The sequence below is a fragment of the Luteibacter aegosomaticola genome (assembly GCF_023078475.1).
In the GTDB taxonomy this organism is placed as follows: Bacteria; Pseudomonadota; Gammaproteobacteria; order Xanthomonadales; family Rhodanobacteraceae; genus Luteibacter; species Luteibacter aegosomaticola.
Map to the genome: position 1 here is coordinate 1749333 of NZ_CP095741.1, position 13171 is coordinate 1762503.

The following is a 13171-nucleotide window of genomic DNA, read 5'->3' on the forward strand; positions in this document are numbered from 1 at the left end:
CGCCTCCCGCAACCGGCTGAATCCATGCGTATCAACCTGCCAACCTGGCTTACCCTTTTTCGTGTGCTGCTGCTGCCGGTCATGGTGGTCGTGTTCTACCTGCCATTCCGCTGGGCGAACCTCGTGGCCGCCGTGGTCTTCGTACTGGCCGCCTTCACCGACTGGCTGGATGGCTATCTGGCCCGCCGGCTCAACATGACCTCGGCCTTCGGTGCGTTTCTGGATCCGGTCGCCGACAAGCTTATGGTGGCCATCACCCTGTTCCTGCTGGTGCAGTCGGCCCCCGAGGGCTGGCCAGGCATCCTGCTGGCGGTCACCGCTGCCGTTATCGTGGGCCGCGAGATCAGCGTCTCCGCCCTGCGCGAGTGGATGGCCGAGATCGGCGCGCGTTCCAAGGTGAAGGTGGCCTTCCTCGGCAAGCTGAAGACCATGATGCAGATGGTGGCCCTGGTCACCCTGTTGCTCCAGCACGATGCCGAGACGCTGCGCTACTACCATATCGGCGAGGCCCTGCTGGTCATCGCGGGCATCCTGACCATCTGGTCGGGGCTCGATTATCTGCGCGCCGCATGGCCCGCTTTACGCGGGGATGCGCCCGGCGTGAAAAAAAGCTAAAAAAAGACAGTGCAAAACAGTTGACACATGAGCCCAGTTCCATAGAATAGCTGGACTACGACGCGGGAATAGCTCAGTTGGTAGAGCACGACCTTGCCAAGGTCGGGGTCGCGAGTTCGAGTCTCGTTTCCCGCTCCAGATTTCCACAAAGCCTCGGGTGACCGAGGTTTTGTTTTTTAAGCGCTATGCGGCTAATCTCCGCGTGCGCAAGCGATGGCCGGGTGGCAGAGTGGTCATGCAGCGGACTGCAAATCCGCGTACGCCGGTTCGATTCCGACCTCGGCCTCCATCGCATTCCAAGGCGCACACGCTTCACGCGGTGCGCCTTTTTTCTTTTCAGCCCGGATGGCGAAATCGGTAGACGCAAGGGACTTAAAATCCCTCATCCGAAAGGGTATGTGGGTTCGAGTCCCACTCCGGGCACCAGGGACTTCTCGTAGGCCAGCCCCATGGCCGCGCCTAGCCCATGCGCGAAACGTCTCAGGCGCGCGGAATGCCCAGAACATGACGCCTTGCTGTCATTGCGTGCAGTCAGCCTGTTCCAGACTGGCATCAATCGATTGAAGCAAGCCTTGCCGCAAGGCTTCTTTGTGTACGCATTCAGAGCCTCTTGTTGATAGAGGACGTACGCAGCTACATCGGCGGCCTGAAAAAGAAGTCAGTGTCGAATGTGAAGCGTGTAGGGCAACCCCTACAGACGCGACGAAACTTGCGTACTACTTTGAGTTGGCCAGCGAGTCAGCTCCAGGGTGGCATCCAGTCCTCATGACGTAAGCGGACGCACAGCGGGGCCGGCACGTACGGCAAGCGAATGTCATTCCATTATCAGAAGGATTTGCATATGAAGTATGTGACTGGTGCTTTTGCTTTCGCACTCATGGTGGCGGGTCTCGCCACATCGACCCCGGCGGCGGCGGTCGAGCTGTGCTCGAATTGCAAGGCCGAATACGACAAGTGCGTCGCTGCGGGCGGCGATTTTGGGTCCTGTTGGAAATGCAACAACCCCACGTGCTCCCCTTTCTCGGTGCAGGGCACGCTTGGCAGCGCGCTGGATCATCTCTCGGTGGAGAAGTCGAGGCAGATAAACGCGGCGAAGAAGCGCGGCACCGCGACGTTACTGGATAGCTGAGCCCTATCGACGAGGTGTTTAGGCGGCGGCGCGGCCTTCCAGCCGCGTCGTTCTTGCTTTCTATGCTTCGAGCTCGCTACTTAAGTGTGCAGTGAGCTCCTGGGTGTTTTTGACAAACTCCGTCTGCAAATCGATCCCACACTTGTCCGCAAGCACGATGATCGACCACAAACAATCCGAAAGCTCGTGCCCCAGTTTCGCCTTGCAGTCATCGATGTCCCTAATACCCGCATTTGCCTGGATCAGCTTTGCAAGGTCACCCACATCACCGACGAAACCCAGGGCAAGTTCTGTCGTGCTCCAGACGCGACCGTATCTCTTGAGCTCGACTTTTTCATAGAGCTCGTTCAACTGCAGCGCTGAGCTTTCAAGTTCGCGGAATTTCACGATGATTGTCCTTGGCCTGAAAATTGGGGCGGGGTGATGACGGTGCGACGCAACCGTTGCGTATCAATGCGATCCCTTCGCAGTCCCATGTCTGTTTCGGTCGTCCCAGACTCCTGGATATTGCAACTTGAAGGAGCGTAGCTAACGGCGTCGGAACGTGGCGGCCTCGTTTCGCTAGAGGCCTTCCTCATCCAGATAGGCGGAGCAATTCGTACAAAAGCGAATCTTCTGTACCCGGCCCTTTTGGCGGTTAGGCATACTTCGACGGCAGTGGGTGCATTTCCTTCGGCCGGATAGCGTCGAGCCGCTGAGCGAGCGCTGGCCGCAGCAGGGACACCAGTCGCCTACCGGTTTGTCGATCCTTTTGGAGCATGCCGGGCACGCGAGCCTTGGCAGGGAGAACAGCGAGGCCACGGTGATGATCCAGCCCAGAAACCCGATGGCAGCGAAAAAGCCGTTCATCCGCCCCCACAGGCTCGCCAACACGACACTGAAGGCAAATAACCCCATACCGGTAGCGACCATTCGCTCGAATCGGCGGTACTGGCTGGCGACTTCGCTAAACGCCTCCCTGGCATCAATCACGATATCGATTCTCCGGTTGTCAGGTGTGTCAGGCCACTCGGGCGGATGCTAGGGGGCCGGTGTGTCGCACGCAAGCCGGGAGCAAGACACGGTAAACACAGTGTGAGACCATCCACACCACCTTCGACTAAGGATGATCGATATGCGCTTTATACCTCTCATGGTTGTTATAGCGTGCGCTGCCCTTGGGGGTTGCGCCACTGGGTCAACAAAGCAGGCAAGCAGCAGCCCCTCCTGCTCATCGTCCGGCGGAAGCGCGCAGGCGGTAGCTTGTGCCGCGACGATTGGCGTGACGGCGATTATTCACTCCGCTCAGCGAGACTAAGCTGGGCGGCAGCTCATCTTTACGTCGATGTATGAGGGCAGCCGCAATGAACAACGAACTCATGTTCCCGGACGACGACAACGGCCAGGTCCTGCGTCAGATGGTCGCCGAAGGCGACAACCTGTCGATCCCGCGCGAGATCGACTTCGCGGTGATCTTCGAGACCGAAGAGGCTGCGCTGCAGTTTGCGGTCGCCATGCTCCAGCAGGGCCAGAAGGTGTCGCTCTCCGAATACGAAGAGAATGACGAGATGCCCTGGCAGGTTTTCCTGCATCCGTTCATGGAACCCAGCCACGACAACCTCACCATGTTCGAGAACGCCTTGGCGAACGAGGCGGAACCGTTTGGCGGGCAGCTGGATGGCTGGGGTTGCGAGGCGCAGAACTGAGGGCTAACGACGGGGTCAGAGGACCCCGATCGTGTGCATCCATGTCTCGGCCAGCGTCGTCCAGCTGGTAATCGGGTTATCCGTTTTTCTCACGCCGAACGCGTGACCGCCGTGCGCATAGAGATGCATTTCCACCGGCACCTTCGCCTGCTGCAAGGCGAGGTAATAGGTGAGCGATTCCCGGATATCGTCGGTGGCGTCGTCTTCGGCCTGAGCGATGAAGGCGGGCGGGCCCTTCGGGTCGATCCGGACCTCCTTGGTTAGCGTGATGCCCGGCTCCGTCCACAGGTGGCCGGGGTAGAGCGCCATGGCGAAGTTGGGGCGGAAGTCCTGTTTGTCAGCGTCGTCGATGGGTGTGTAGGCGCGCTTCGTATGGTTGCTGATGTCGGCCACCATGCGTCCGCCGGCGGAGAAGCCCACCACGCCGATCTTGTGCGGATCGATGCCGAGGCTTCCCGCACGCTGGCGCAGTAGTGCCATGGCACGCTGGGCATCCTGCAGGGCCATGGGCACGCGCGGCGCGCGGCGGCAGTTGCACTCATCGTTCCAGTAGGGGCCTGACCCTGGCACGCGGTATTTCAGCACCGCGCAGGTGACACCTTTTGCCGTCAGCCAGTCGCAGATCTCGGTGCCTTCGAGGTCGATGGCGAGCACGCGATAACCGCCACCGGGAAGTACGAGGACGGCGGCGCCGGTATTCTTTCCCTTGGCGGGATAAATGCTGACGGTGGGGCGCGTGACGTGCTCCACCATGGTGATCGGTTGACCGGCGATCTTGCCATTGGATGTGCCGAAGACCTCGGGGCCGGGGTAGGCGGGCGCTTCGATCTTCAGGTCCGCTGGCCATAGAGGCACCTGCTCGATACCGGCCGGTGGTGCCCACGGCCGGTTTTGCGTGTTGAGCAGCGGTTCGCCCCCCGTGGTGGCCCATGCGGCTACCGGCATGAGTAACGCGGCCAGCAGGCCGATCCAACGCCCCTTCGCCATGACTCGATCTCCCTGAGCGATTGTTAGTGTGACCACTCTGACGAGGCGTGCTGGCAATTTTGTGGCGGAAGCGTGGCGCGTGCCTGTACGTCGCCCACGTGCGGATCGGCCGATTCCTTCGTGACGGCGTGGCGGGCGCCTACAGAGTGTGATCTGGACTCCGGGCATCATCGGTGTTGCATCGAGAGTCGACGATCCACTCTCGGGCTAACTTCTCATTACGTGGCCGATCGAGGTGGCTAGCATGGATGGTATGACCGAATTTCGCCTGACGTACGACGGCCCGGCGCTTATCGCGCACGAAATGCACCCGCGTGACCTCGCGCCAGCATTGATTGCCATGTCCGATCTGCTGGATGCCGCCGCGCGCGCGCTCTACGGCGATGAGGTGAAGGTCGACGTGCATATCAAAGGCCCTTTCAAGTCCGGTAGCTTCAATATCGATTTTGTCGCTGGCGTGCAGTGGCTCAAGTCGGTGCGTGACTATTTGTCTGGCCAGGGCGCATCAGCGATCGCCAATGCGACAGCGATCCTTACGGCGGTCGGCATCATTGGCAGGGGCCTCTTCTCGCTGCTGAAATGGCTCCGTGGCCGGCCCATTTCCCACGTCGAATCCCTTGGGTCCGATTCGCAGGGCTTCGAGACCGTCCGGGTCCATGCGGAAGAAGACACCTATGAAATCAGGCGCCAGGCACTCGATCTGCTGACCCATGCGGCCGTGCGCACGGCGCTTGAACGCGTCATCAAGCCCCTGGAAGAAAACGGCGTCGACATATTCGCCCTGGGCACGGAGGGTTACCTCAACGTGATCATTCGTGGCGACGAGCGCGCCTATTTTATCGCGCCCACGGAAGACGAAGTCCTGGTCATCGACGATGTCAGGGATCTCATGTTCTCCGTCGTATCGTGCACAGGTGCGGATGCTGAGACGTGGCGCCTGTCGAATGGCGAAACCACCATGGGTTCGAAAGTGTCCGATCAGGCCTTCCTCGACGCGATGGCCGCAGACAAGGTCACCCTGCTCAAGGATGACGTGCTGGTCTGCCGGACCCGTGTCCGGCAGTGGAAGGGGCAGGCCGGTATCCGCACGGAGTACGAGGTCGTGCAGGTAAACCGGCACCTTCGTGCCAACCGACAGATCCCGCTCCCGCTTGATGTGTTCCCGTTGACCAGCGCGGTGGCCGGTTAATCGACAAGCCGTGCGTGCCACGCGCCGAATGGGGCGAACCAGCAGCGATGGCTATGCCAGACTTGCCGCACTCGTCATAGTGAGCAGGGGAAGCCGGTGGGGAAATCATTCGTAGTGGCTACGCTCATGGCGTGGTCGCTGGCGCAGGCCGCTCAAGCCGCTGCCCCGATGATTACGAATCCGGTCTATGCCGGCCCATCCCATCTCGTCGATGTGGGTGGTGGCCGGCGCATGAATCTGTATTGCACGGGCGAGGGTTCGCCGACGGTCGTCATGGATGCCGGCATGGGCGACTCGGCGATCAGCTGGGCACTGGTGCAACCAGCGCTGTCGAAGCATGTCCGATCCTGCTCGTTCGATCGCGCAGGCCTTGGCTTTAGCGATGCCGCGACGCGACCGGGCACGCCGCAAAACGCGGCCGACGATCTGCACCACCTGCTTGGCGCCGCCGGGGTCAAACCACCCTATGTGCTTGTCGCACATTCGCTAGGTGGCCTGAATGCGCGGGTATTCGCCGACCGCTTCCGCAGCGAGGTCGTGGGTATGGTGATGGTCGAATCATCCCACGAGGATCAGTTCACGGAAGGCTGGGCGATTGGCGCTGCCGACCAGAAGGAAAAATATGAGGCATACCTGGCCAAGGCACACGAATGCGTCGTGCTGGCCAGGAACGGCCTGAAGCCGGGTACGCCTGACTTTACGCGTTGCGTGGGTGATGACGCCGATCCGCGCTTCAGCGATGCGATCAACGCCGCCCAGCGGGCCTACGGTGTCACGCCGCGCTGGCAGGCGGCGGTTGCTTCCGAGCGTGAAAATGTCGCCAGCGTAAGCGTGGATCAGGTGCGCGCCACGCGAAAGGATTACGGGGACATGCCGCTCATGGTCCTGATTCACTCCCCCTACGCCAAACGTGATGACGAGACGCAGAGCGAGCGCGATCTCCGGACGCTCTCATGGGAGCGCCTGCATCTGCGCATGGCGGCTATGTCGACGCGCGGGACCATGATCACCGTGCCCAACAGCACCCATTACATACAGTACGAACATCCGCAGGTGGTCGTGGATGCGGTGCTCGAAGCTATCGCGATACAGGCGCACTGAGGCACTTCTTCGCCTACACGGTCGCGCCTCGCGGGCTGTGTTTCGATAGCGATAGCGCCCGCATAGATCGGTGGCGCCAGCCACTTCGGCAGGGCGGGTGGCTCGTTGTATGGCAGATCCATCCAGCCCCGCTTCACGCCGAATGCGTGTTCTGCGCCACGCGCGAACATGGACGGCACGTTGCCGCCCACCGTCATGCGCGTGAGTTTCCGGGCAGTGACGATATTGCCAAGGGCATCCGCCTGCGCCTGCGGCGTGGTAAAGCCAGCGCGTTCAAGGACGGAAAGGATGATCGAAAGATTTTGACGGCGATGGTGCTGGCGGAGCATACGGCGACTGCTTGGGCTACTGCGTAAACGGTGACGGATTCTTATACATGAGGCATTTCTGGCCGCCACGGGATAACTATATGAAAGTTCGGCATGTTGGTGGCGAAGCCTTACGCAAACTATCCGGGTATAAAACGAAAGCCGGATTTTTGCGCGAAAGTTGTTACGATTTCGTACAAGACAAAACTAAAATGCCGTAAAAGCAATGAGTTGCGCAAAACCGTGAGATTAAAGCGGAGACAATAGTTGCCGTTAACACCTAAGACTTTTTCCTAGGGCAGCAACGGCAGCATGACTATCAGGTGGCGCATCATTTTCACCATGGCGGCGGCACTCCTCGCCGCAATCGTGATCGGTATCACCGGGCTCGTGTCCCTCGATAAGACCCAGTCGGGTCTGGAAGGCATGTACCGCACCTCGCTCATGCCCATCGTCCACGTCAGCGAAGTGCGTGCCTCGCTCATGGACGAACGCAACGCCGTGAACCGTGCCATTGCCCGTGCCGGCGCGGCGGATGCCGTCGCAGAGGCGCAGCAGCGCGTCGTCGCAAGCCAGGCTAAGCTTGCGAAAGACTGGTCGGCGTATTACCCGGCACTGGTCAGCAGCGATTCGGAGCGCGAGGCCGCCAAGGCGTTTATCGCCGCCCGTGAGCAGTCCGACGATCGGGTGAAAGGCCTGCTCGACAAACTCCAGAAGGGCGACAAGGACTCGGTGTCGTTCCTCGTCAAGGAAGTGGGCCCGGCGATGGATGCCGCGACGGCCCAGATCTCCCAGATCATCACTGTCAACGAGCAGCAGGCCGACCAGGACTACCAGGCGGCAGCGACCCGTGAACACCGCACCGTGGCCATCACGATCGGCGTTCTCGTGGTGTCGGCGCTGATGGTGGCGCTGCTTGGCTTCCTCCTTGCGCGCGCCGTGGTGCGCCCGCTGCTCCGCGCCCGCGATCTTGCGGCACGGATCAGCCAGGGTGAGCTCAATCATCATCTTGAGGTGACCGGTCGCGACGAGCTGAGCGAGACGCTCCGTGCGCTGGCCACGATGGACGAGCAGCTCACGCGTATCGTCAGTGAAGTTCGCAGCAACGCGCAGCAGGTGACGTACGCTGCACGCGACATTTCCGCCGGTACGGACGATCTCTCCAGCCGCACGCAGGAACAGGCGTCGTCGCTCGAAGAAACCGCCGCCTCGATGGAAGAAATGACCGCGACGGTGCGCGAGAACTCCGAGGGCGCGGATCTCGCTCGCGAACTCACCACCACGCTGCATGGCGATGCGCAGTCGGGCCAGTCCGTGGCCGAAGAGGCCGTGCTGGCCATGGGTGAAATCACCCGTAGCAGCCGTAGCGTCGGTGAAATCGCTGTGCTGATCGACGAGATCGCTTTCCAGACCAACCTGCTGGCGTTGAACGCGGCGGTGGAAGCCGCGCGTGCGGGCGAGCAGGGCAGGGGCTTTGCCGTGGTCGCCAGCGAGGTTCGCAACCTCGCCCAGCGCAGTGCGTCGGCCGCCCGCGACATCAAGAAGCTCATCGCCGACGCCTCTGAACGTGTCGAAACGGGTGCCGTCCTGGTGGGCCGTACCGGTGAAGCGCTGGCGTTGATCGGCACCGGCGCGAGCAAGGTCTCCGGTATCGTCGGTAACATCGCGGCCGCGTCGCTGCAGCAGTCGGCCGGCATCGAGCAGGTGAACGGCGCCGTCACGGCGCTGGACGAAGTGACGCAGCAGAACGCCGCACTGGTCGAGGAAGCGAGCGCGGCCAGCAAGCAGATGCTTGACCTCGCCGAGGAGTTGATGCGCCAGGTGGCGTTCTTCAGCATTACCGGTGACGAGGCTGCCGAAGCCCCGCGCCAGGCGCGTGGGGAGGCCCAGGTCGCCCACGTGGCAGCCGCGCCAGTACATACCGCGGTGCGCCAGCCGGCCGTCCAGGAAGCGGTCTGGACCGAGTTCTAAGCACCGCGGCCGGCGCCCTCGGATTCGCGGGCGCCGGCCGTTGCGTATGCAATCATCTTGCCACGCCGCTGGCTGGCGAATACCGTGTGGGCGTCCCGACAAGGAGCGCCCCCCACTTTGAAGCCCGTGGCAGCACGCAACCTGCACAGCCAGGTAGTCCAGCAATTGGGCCAGCTCATCGTGAGCGGCAAGCTGGCGCCGGGTGAGGGTTTGCCGCGCGAGGATATCCTCGCGGAAAAGCTGGCCGTCAGCCGTACCGCGCTGCGCGAGGCGATGAAGGTGCTGGTGACCAAGGGCCTTATCGAGTCCCGCCAGCGTACGGGTGCCCGTGTCCGCGCCGCCATCCACTGGAAACAGCTTGACCAGGACGTGCTGGCCTGGCGCTGCGCATCGATGCCGACCGACGACTTCGTGGAGAAGCTCGTTGAAATGCGCGAGCTGATCGAGCCCGGTGCAGCGGCCACCGCCGCAAGGCGCCGCACGACCGCCCAGCTGGCTGCGCTCAAAGCCGCCTACGAAGCCATGGCGGCCGCAGAGAACCTGGACGCCTGGGCCGAGGCCGACCTGGCTTTTCACGAGACCATGCTCCAGGCCACCAACAACGAGCTCATGGTTTCGCTATTCAGCGTGATCGAAACCGCGCTCGGCCAGTACTTCCTGCTTTCGGCGCGCAATGCGGCCGATTTCAAGGCAGCCCTGCCGCACCATGGCAAGGTGCTCGAAGCCATCCGCCGCAAGCAGCCTGAAGCCGCCCGGGAAGGCATGCTCGAGATGGTCAACATCTCCCGCCGCAACATTCGCCGCCGACGTTAAAAAACACCCGCGCCCCTGTAGGAGCCCACCCTGTGGGCGACGCCCCTCGCGACCACCTTCAAGGCCCTGCGACGTTATCGCGAAAGATGTCGCCCACAGGGTGGGCTCCTACGGGCATGGCATGCTGCGCCGCAGCTTGCCGCCTGATAATCATAAAATACTACAATTGACGAGACGCGCCACCGGGCGTGCAGGGCACCTCACGACATGCTCGAACTCGCCAACGACCGTCTGCGCGTGATCCTGCTCCCCGAAACGGGTGGCGGCATCGCACGCTTCGACTGGCTAGGCAGTGTCGAGGCCATTGCCGTCATGCGCCCCTGTAGGAGCGCGCTTGCGCGCGATGGCTCTTGCGAAACCGCGGCCAACGAACCCATCGACCCCAACCACCTTGCCTGCTACCCGTTAGTCCCCTGGAGCAACCGCATCACCACCGGCGGCTTCACGCACGATGGCACCCGCATCGACCTGCCGCTCAACCGCGCCGACGATGCCTATCCCATCCACGGTACCGGCTGGCAACGCGCGTGGACGGTAGAACGCCACGCCCCCGACGAGGCGGTGTTCACGCTGCACGACGCCACCGAAGGCGCCTACGACTATCGCGCGCGCCTGGCGTATTACCTCGAAGCCAACACGCTTCGCGTCGAGCTGGCGGTCACCAACACCGGCGACGTCGCCTTGCCATTTGGCCTCGGCCTGCACCCTTTCTTCCCCCGCCACGGCAGCGTGCGGCTGCACGCCCCGGCGCGTACCGTCTGGCGCAACGATGACCGGGATTCCCTCATTCCGGTGGCTTGCCAGGCGGTGCCGCCGGCGTGGGATTTTTCTTTCGCGCCGATCCTGCCGCGGGGAGGCCTTAACAACGGCTTCCAGGGCTGGAAGGGCGCGGCTCGCATTCGCTGGCCGCTGCAAGGCCTGCGGCTCAACATCACCGCCGATGTGGATAGCTACATCCTCTACGTGCCCGAAGGCGAAACTTTTTTCTGCTTCGAGCCCGTCGACCACCCGGTGAACGCCGTGAACCTGCCTGGCGGGCCTGCCGCCAACGGCATGACCGTGCTGGCGCCTGGGCAGGCGTTGGCACGATCCTTCGCATTCCGTGTTTCCGAAGAGGGGTAAGAACGTTGAAGCAGCACGCCTCCACCCGCCGGCTCGCCCTTGCCCTGGCTGCCGCGTTCGCCGCGCCGCTCGCCGTTGCCGCCACGCCGCCGCGTGAGGTGGCGCCGCGCTACGACGCGTCATCGCACGTTTTCCGCCTGGACGCAGGCAAGGTCACGTATGCCATGGGCGTCGATCCCGATGGCCGGCTGCAGACGCTCTACTGGGGTGCACGCCTTGCGGCCGATGATCCGCTGGGGCCGGCGACACCGGCGCCCGAGCGCTCCTCGTTTGATCCCAAGGGCGCACTCTCGCGCCAGGAATACGCGGGTTGGGGCGGCAACATCACCGCGATGCCAGCGCTCAAGGTGAAGTTCGATGACGGCAATCGCGACCTGATCCTGCGCTATGACAGCTACCGGATCGACCACGGCGCGCTCGCCATCCTGATGCGCGACGTCAAGGCCGGCGTGGATGTCACGCTGCGCTACACGGCCGATCCGGCGACTGGCGTCATCGGCCGTTCGGCGCGCATTGAAAACAAGAGCACCCAGGCACTCACGATCGATAGCGCGGCCGCGGCCACATGGAGCCTGCCATCCGGCAGCGATTATTCGCTGCGTTACCTCACCGGCACATGGGCGGGCGAATGGCACCTGCAGACGCGCGCGATCACGCAGGGCGCGACGGTGCTGGAAAGTCGCCGCGGCTCCACGGGCGACGAGAACAACCCGTGGTTCGCCATCAATCGGGGTGGCGCGTGGAATGAAGAACACGGCGATGTCTGGTTCGGCGCGCTGGCGTGGAGCGGCTCGTGGCAGATCCGCGTCGACGAAGACATCCTCGGCCAGGTCCGCGTGACCGGCGGATTCAACCCCTTCGATTTTGGTTACCGCCTGAAGCCGGGTGAATCGCTCGATACCCCCGTGTTCTACGGTGGCTACACGGCCGATGGCATGGGGGAAGCCTCGCGCCTGCTGCATCGCTTCGAGAAGGCGAGCGTCCTGCCGCACGGCGAGCAGGCAAAGCTGCGCCCGGTGCTCTACAACTCCTGGGAAGCCACCGAATTCAAGGTGGATGAGGCAGGGCAGGAGCAGCTGGCCGAACGCGCGGCGAAGCTTGGCGTGGAGCGGTTCGTCGTTGATGACGGCTGGTTTGGCGCACGCAATAGCGACCATGCCGGGCTGGGCGATTGGACGGTGAACCGCACCAAGTTCCCGAATGGCCTGAAGCCGCTCATCGATAAGGTGCATACGCTGGGCATGAGCTTCGGCCTTTGGGTCGAGCCGGAGATGGTGAACTCCGATAGCGATCTGTACCGTGCGCACCCGGACTGGGTGCTCAATTTCCCGGACCGCCAGCGTAGTGAGGGGCGTAACCAGCTCGTGCTCAACCTCGCGCGCGAGGACGTGAAAGCCCACGTGTTCGAGGTGCTGGATCGCCTGCTCGCCGAGAACGACATCCAGTTCCTGAAGTGGGACTACAACCGCAACTGGTCCGAGCCGGGCTGGCCGCAGATGTCGCCGGACGAGCAGCAGAAGGTCTACGTGGCCTACACGCGCAACCTTTACGACATCCTGCGCCGCCTGCGCGAGAAGCATCCGGGCGTGGAAATCGAATCGTGCTCGGGCGGTGGCGCGCGCGTCGATCTGGGCGTGATGGCGCTTACCGATGAGGTATGGCCCTCTGACAACACGGATGCCTCGGATCGTCTCTCCATCCAGGATGGTTTCAGCCAGGCGTATGCACCGGCCACGATGATGTCTTGGGTGACCGGCTCGCCCACCTGGGTGAATAACCGCGCGATGTCGCTGGATTTCCGCTTCCTCTCGTCCATGCAGGGCGGTCTCGGCATCGGCGCCAACCTGCTCACGTGGAGCGAGGCGGATAACACGACGGCGCGGCACTACATCACCGCGTACAAGGCGATCCGCACGACGGTGCAGCGTGGCGACCTCTATCGCCTGCTCTCGCCGCAGAACCGTGCCGCGTGGTCGGCCACCAGTTCCGTATCCACCGATCGCAAGCAGGCCGTGCTGTTCGCGTTCCAGCGCCAGGGCGAAGAGGCGAGGGCGTTCCCGACGCTACGCCTGCAGGGGCTGGACCCGGTTGCACGCTACCGCATGCGCTTCATCCACGGCGCCGCCGTGCCAGGGACCCCCGAGGTGGCCAGCGGCGCGTACTGGATGGCCCACGGTGTCGATCTGCTGATCAAGGGTGACTTCGACGCTGCAGGGGCGGTCTTCGAAGCGCCATAGCTTTTCCCCCGCAA

At 62.9% G+C, this 13171-nt stretch carries 13 protein-coding genes and 3 tRNA genes; 13 read left to right on the forward strand and 3 right to left on the reverse strand.

The annotated features are described in order from the left end of the window. The first annotated feature begins 24 nt into the window (after nucleotides 1–24). The 5 genes from pgsA (at nucleotide 25) to L2Y96_RS07700 (ending at nucleotide 1744) form a co-directional block, all read left to right on the forward strand. Entirely contained in the window at nucleotides 25–615 is a 591-nt protein-coding gene (gene pgsA, locus L2Y96_RS07680) for a CDP-diacylglycerol--glycerol-3-phosphate 3-phosphatidyltransferase (protein WP_247335035.1), read from the forward strand. Between the two features lie 62 nt (nucleotides 616–677). Then, nucleotides 678–753, forward strand: a tRNA-Gly gene (locus L2Y96_RS07685). A gap of 77 nt (nucleotides 754–830) precedes the next feature. Further along, nucleotides 831–904: transfer RNA gene (locus L2Y96_RS07690), tRNA-Cys, on the forward strand. A 50-nt stretch (nucleotides 905–954) separates the two neighbouring features. Continuing rightward, nucleotides 955–1041: transfer RNA gene (locus L2Y96_RS07695), tRNA-Leu, on the forward strand. Between the two features lie 385 nt (nucleotides 1042–1426). After that, nucleotides 1427–1744: a hypothetical protein gene (locus tag L2Y96_RS07700; protein ID WP_247335038.1), complete on the forward strand. Its 318-nt coding sequence runs from the start codon at nucleotides 1427–1429 to the stop codon at nucleotides 1742–1744. A 60-nt stretch (nucleotides 1745–1804) separates the two neighbouring features. Here the strand turns inward: L2Y96_RS07700 and L2Y96_RS07705 are convergent, their stop codons facing one another. Beyond that, the gene (locus L2Y96_RS07705; RefSeq protein ID WP_247335040.1) at nucleotides 1805–2131 is read right to left on the reverse strand and encodes a nucleoside triphosphate pyrophosphohydrolase family protein; all 327 of its coding nucleotides are present in this window, start codon (nucleotides 2129–2131) and stop codon (nucleotides 1805–1807) included. A gap of 174 nt (nucleotides 2132–2305) precedes the next feature. Next, the gene (locus tag L2Y96_RS07710; RefSeq protein WP_247335043.1) at nucleotides 2306–2716 is read right to left on the reverse strand and encodes a hypothetical protein; all 411 of its coding nucleotides are present in this window, start codon (nucleotides 2714–2716) and stop codon (nucleotides 2306–2308) included. A gap of 371 nt (nucleotides 2717–3087) precedes the next feature. Between L2Y96_RS07710 and L2Y96_RS07715 the strand changes: the two genes are divergently transcribed. Further along, the gene (locus L2Y96_RS07715; protein ID WP_247335045.1) at nucleotides 3088–3429 is read left to right on the forward strand and encodes a ribonuclease E inhibitor RraB; all 342 of its coding nucleotides are present in this window, start codon (nucleotides 3088–3090) and stop codon (nucleotides 3427–3429) included. 15 nt (nucleotides 3430–3444) lie between these two features. Here the strand turns inward: L2Y96_RS07715 and L2Y96_RS07720 are convergent, their stop codons facing one another. Next, on the reverse strand, nucleotides 3445–4416 hold the full coding sequence (locus L2Y96_RS07720) for an alpha/beta hydrolase (RefSeq protein WP_247335048.1): 972 nt from the start codon (nucleotides 4414–4416) through the stop codon (nucleotides 3445–3447). Between the two features lie 244 nt (nucleotides 4417–4660). On the opposite strand from L2Y96_RS07720, the gene L2Y96_RS07725 reads away from it, so the two are divergent. The 7 genes from L2Y96_RS07725 to L2Y96_RS07755 all read left to right on the forward strand — a co-directional run bounded on the left by L2Y96_RS07725 (nucleotide 4661) and on the right by L2Y96_RS07755 (nucleotide 13157). Continuing rightward, nucleotides 4661–5605, forward strand: a complete 945-nt coding sequence (locus L2Y96_RS07725; RefSeq protein WP_247335050.1) for an LAPAL motif-containing putative phage structural protein — start codon at nucleotides 4661–4663, stop codon at nucleotides 5603–5605. Between the two features lie 114 nt (nucleotides 5606–5719). Further along, on the forward strand, nucleotides 5720–6706 hold the full coding sequence (locus tag L2Y96_RS07730) for an alpha/beta fold hydrolase (RefSeq protein ID WP_247335051.1): 987 nt from the start codon (nucleotides 5720–5722) through the stop codon (nucleotides 6704–6706). Nucleotides 6707–6852: 146 nt separating this feature from the next. Then, on the forward strand, nucleotides 6853–7062 hold the full coding sequence (locus tag L2Y96_RS07735; RefSeq protein WP_247335052.1) for a hypothetical protein: 210 nt from the start codon (nucleotides 6853–6855) through the stop codon (nucleotides 7060–7062). 264 nt (nucleotides 7063–7326) lie between these two features. Beyond that, complete coding sequence (locus L2Y96_RS07740) at nucleotides 7327–8985, forward strand: methyl-accepting chemotaxis protein (RefSeq protein ID WP_247335053.1); 1659 nt, start codon at nucleotides 7327–7329, stop codon at nucleotides 8983–8985. Nucleotides 8986–9111: 126 nt separating this feature from the next. Continuing rightward, nucleotides 9112–9798, forward strand: coding sequence for a FadR/GntR family transcriptional regulator (locus L2Y96_RS07745; protein WP_247335056.1), 687 nt, complete (start codon nucleotides 9112–9114; stop codon nucleotides 9796–9798). 207 nt (nucleotides 9799–10005) lie between these two features. Next, nucleotides 10006–10920 carry an aldose 1-epimerase gene (locus L2Y96_RS07750; RefSeq protein ID WP_247335059.1) on the forward strand — a complete coding sequence of 305 codons (915 nt, stop codon included), beginning with the start codon at nucleotides 10006–10008 and terminating at the stop codon, nucleotides 10918–10920. Between the two features lie 5 nt (nucleotides 10921–10925). Further along, nucleotides 10926–13157, forward strand: coding sequence for an alpha-galactosidase (locus L2Y96_RS07755; protein ID WP_247335060.1), 2232 nt, complete (start codon nucleotides 10926–10928; stop codon nucleotides 13155–13157). Nucleotides 13158–13171 lie beyond the last annotated feature (14 nt).

Excerpts from the sequence above, each read along its gene's own strand:
- L2Y96_RS07700 (WP_247335038.1), top strand. The coding sequence starts at position 1,427 with ATGTCATTCCATTATCAGAAGGATTTGCATATGAAGTATGTGACTGGT.
- pgsA (WP_247335035.1), top strand. The coding sequence starts at position 25 with ATGCGTATCAACCTGCCAACCTGGCTTACCCTTTTTCGTGTGCTGCTG.
- L2Y96_RS07720 (WP_247335048.1), bottom strand. The coding sequence starts at position 4,416 with ATGGCGAAGGGGCGTTGGATCGGCCTGCTGGCCGCGTTACTCATGCCG.
- L2Y96_RS07715 (WP_247335045.1), top strand. The coding sequence starts at position 3,088 with ATGAACAACGAACTCATGTTCCCGGACGACGACAACGGCCAGGTCCTG.
- L2Y96_RS07740 (WP_247335053.1), top strand. The coding sequence starts at position 7,327 with ATGACTATCAGGTGGCGCATCATTTTCACCATGGCGGCGGCACTCCTC.
- L2Y96_RS07725 (WP_247335050.1), top strand. The coding sequence starts at position 4,661 with ATGGATGGTATGACCGAATTTCGCCTGACGTACGACGGCCCGGCGCTT.
- L2Y96_RS07750 (WP_247335059.1), top strand. The coding sequence starts at position 10,006 with ATGCTCGAACTCGCCAACGACCGTCTGCGCGTGATCCTGCTCCCCGAA.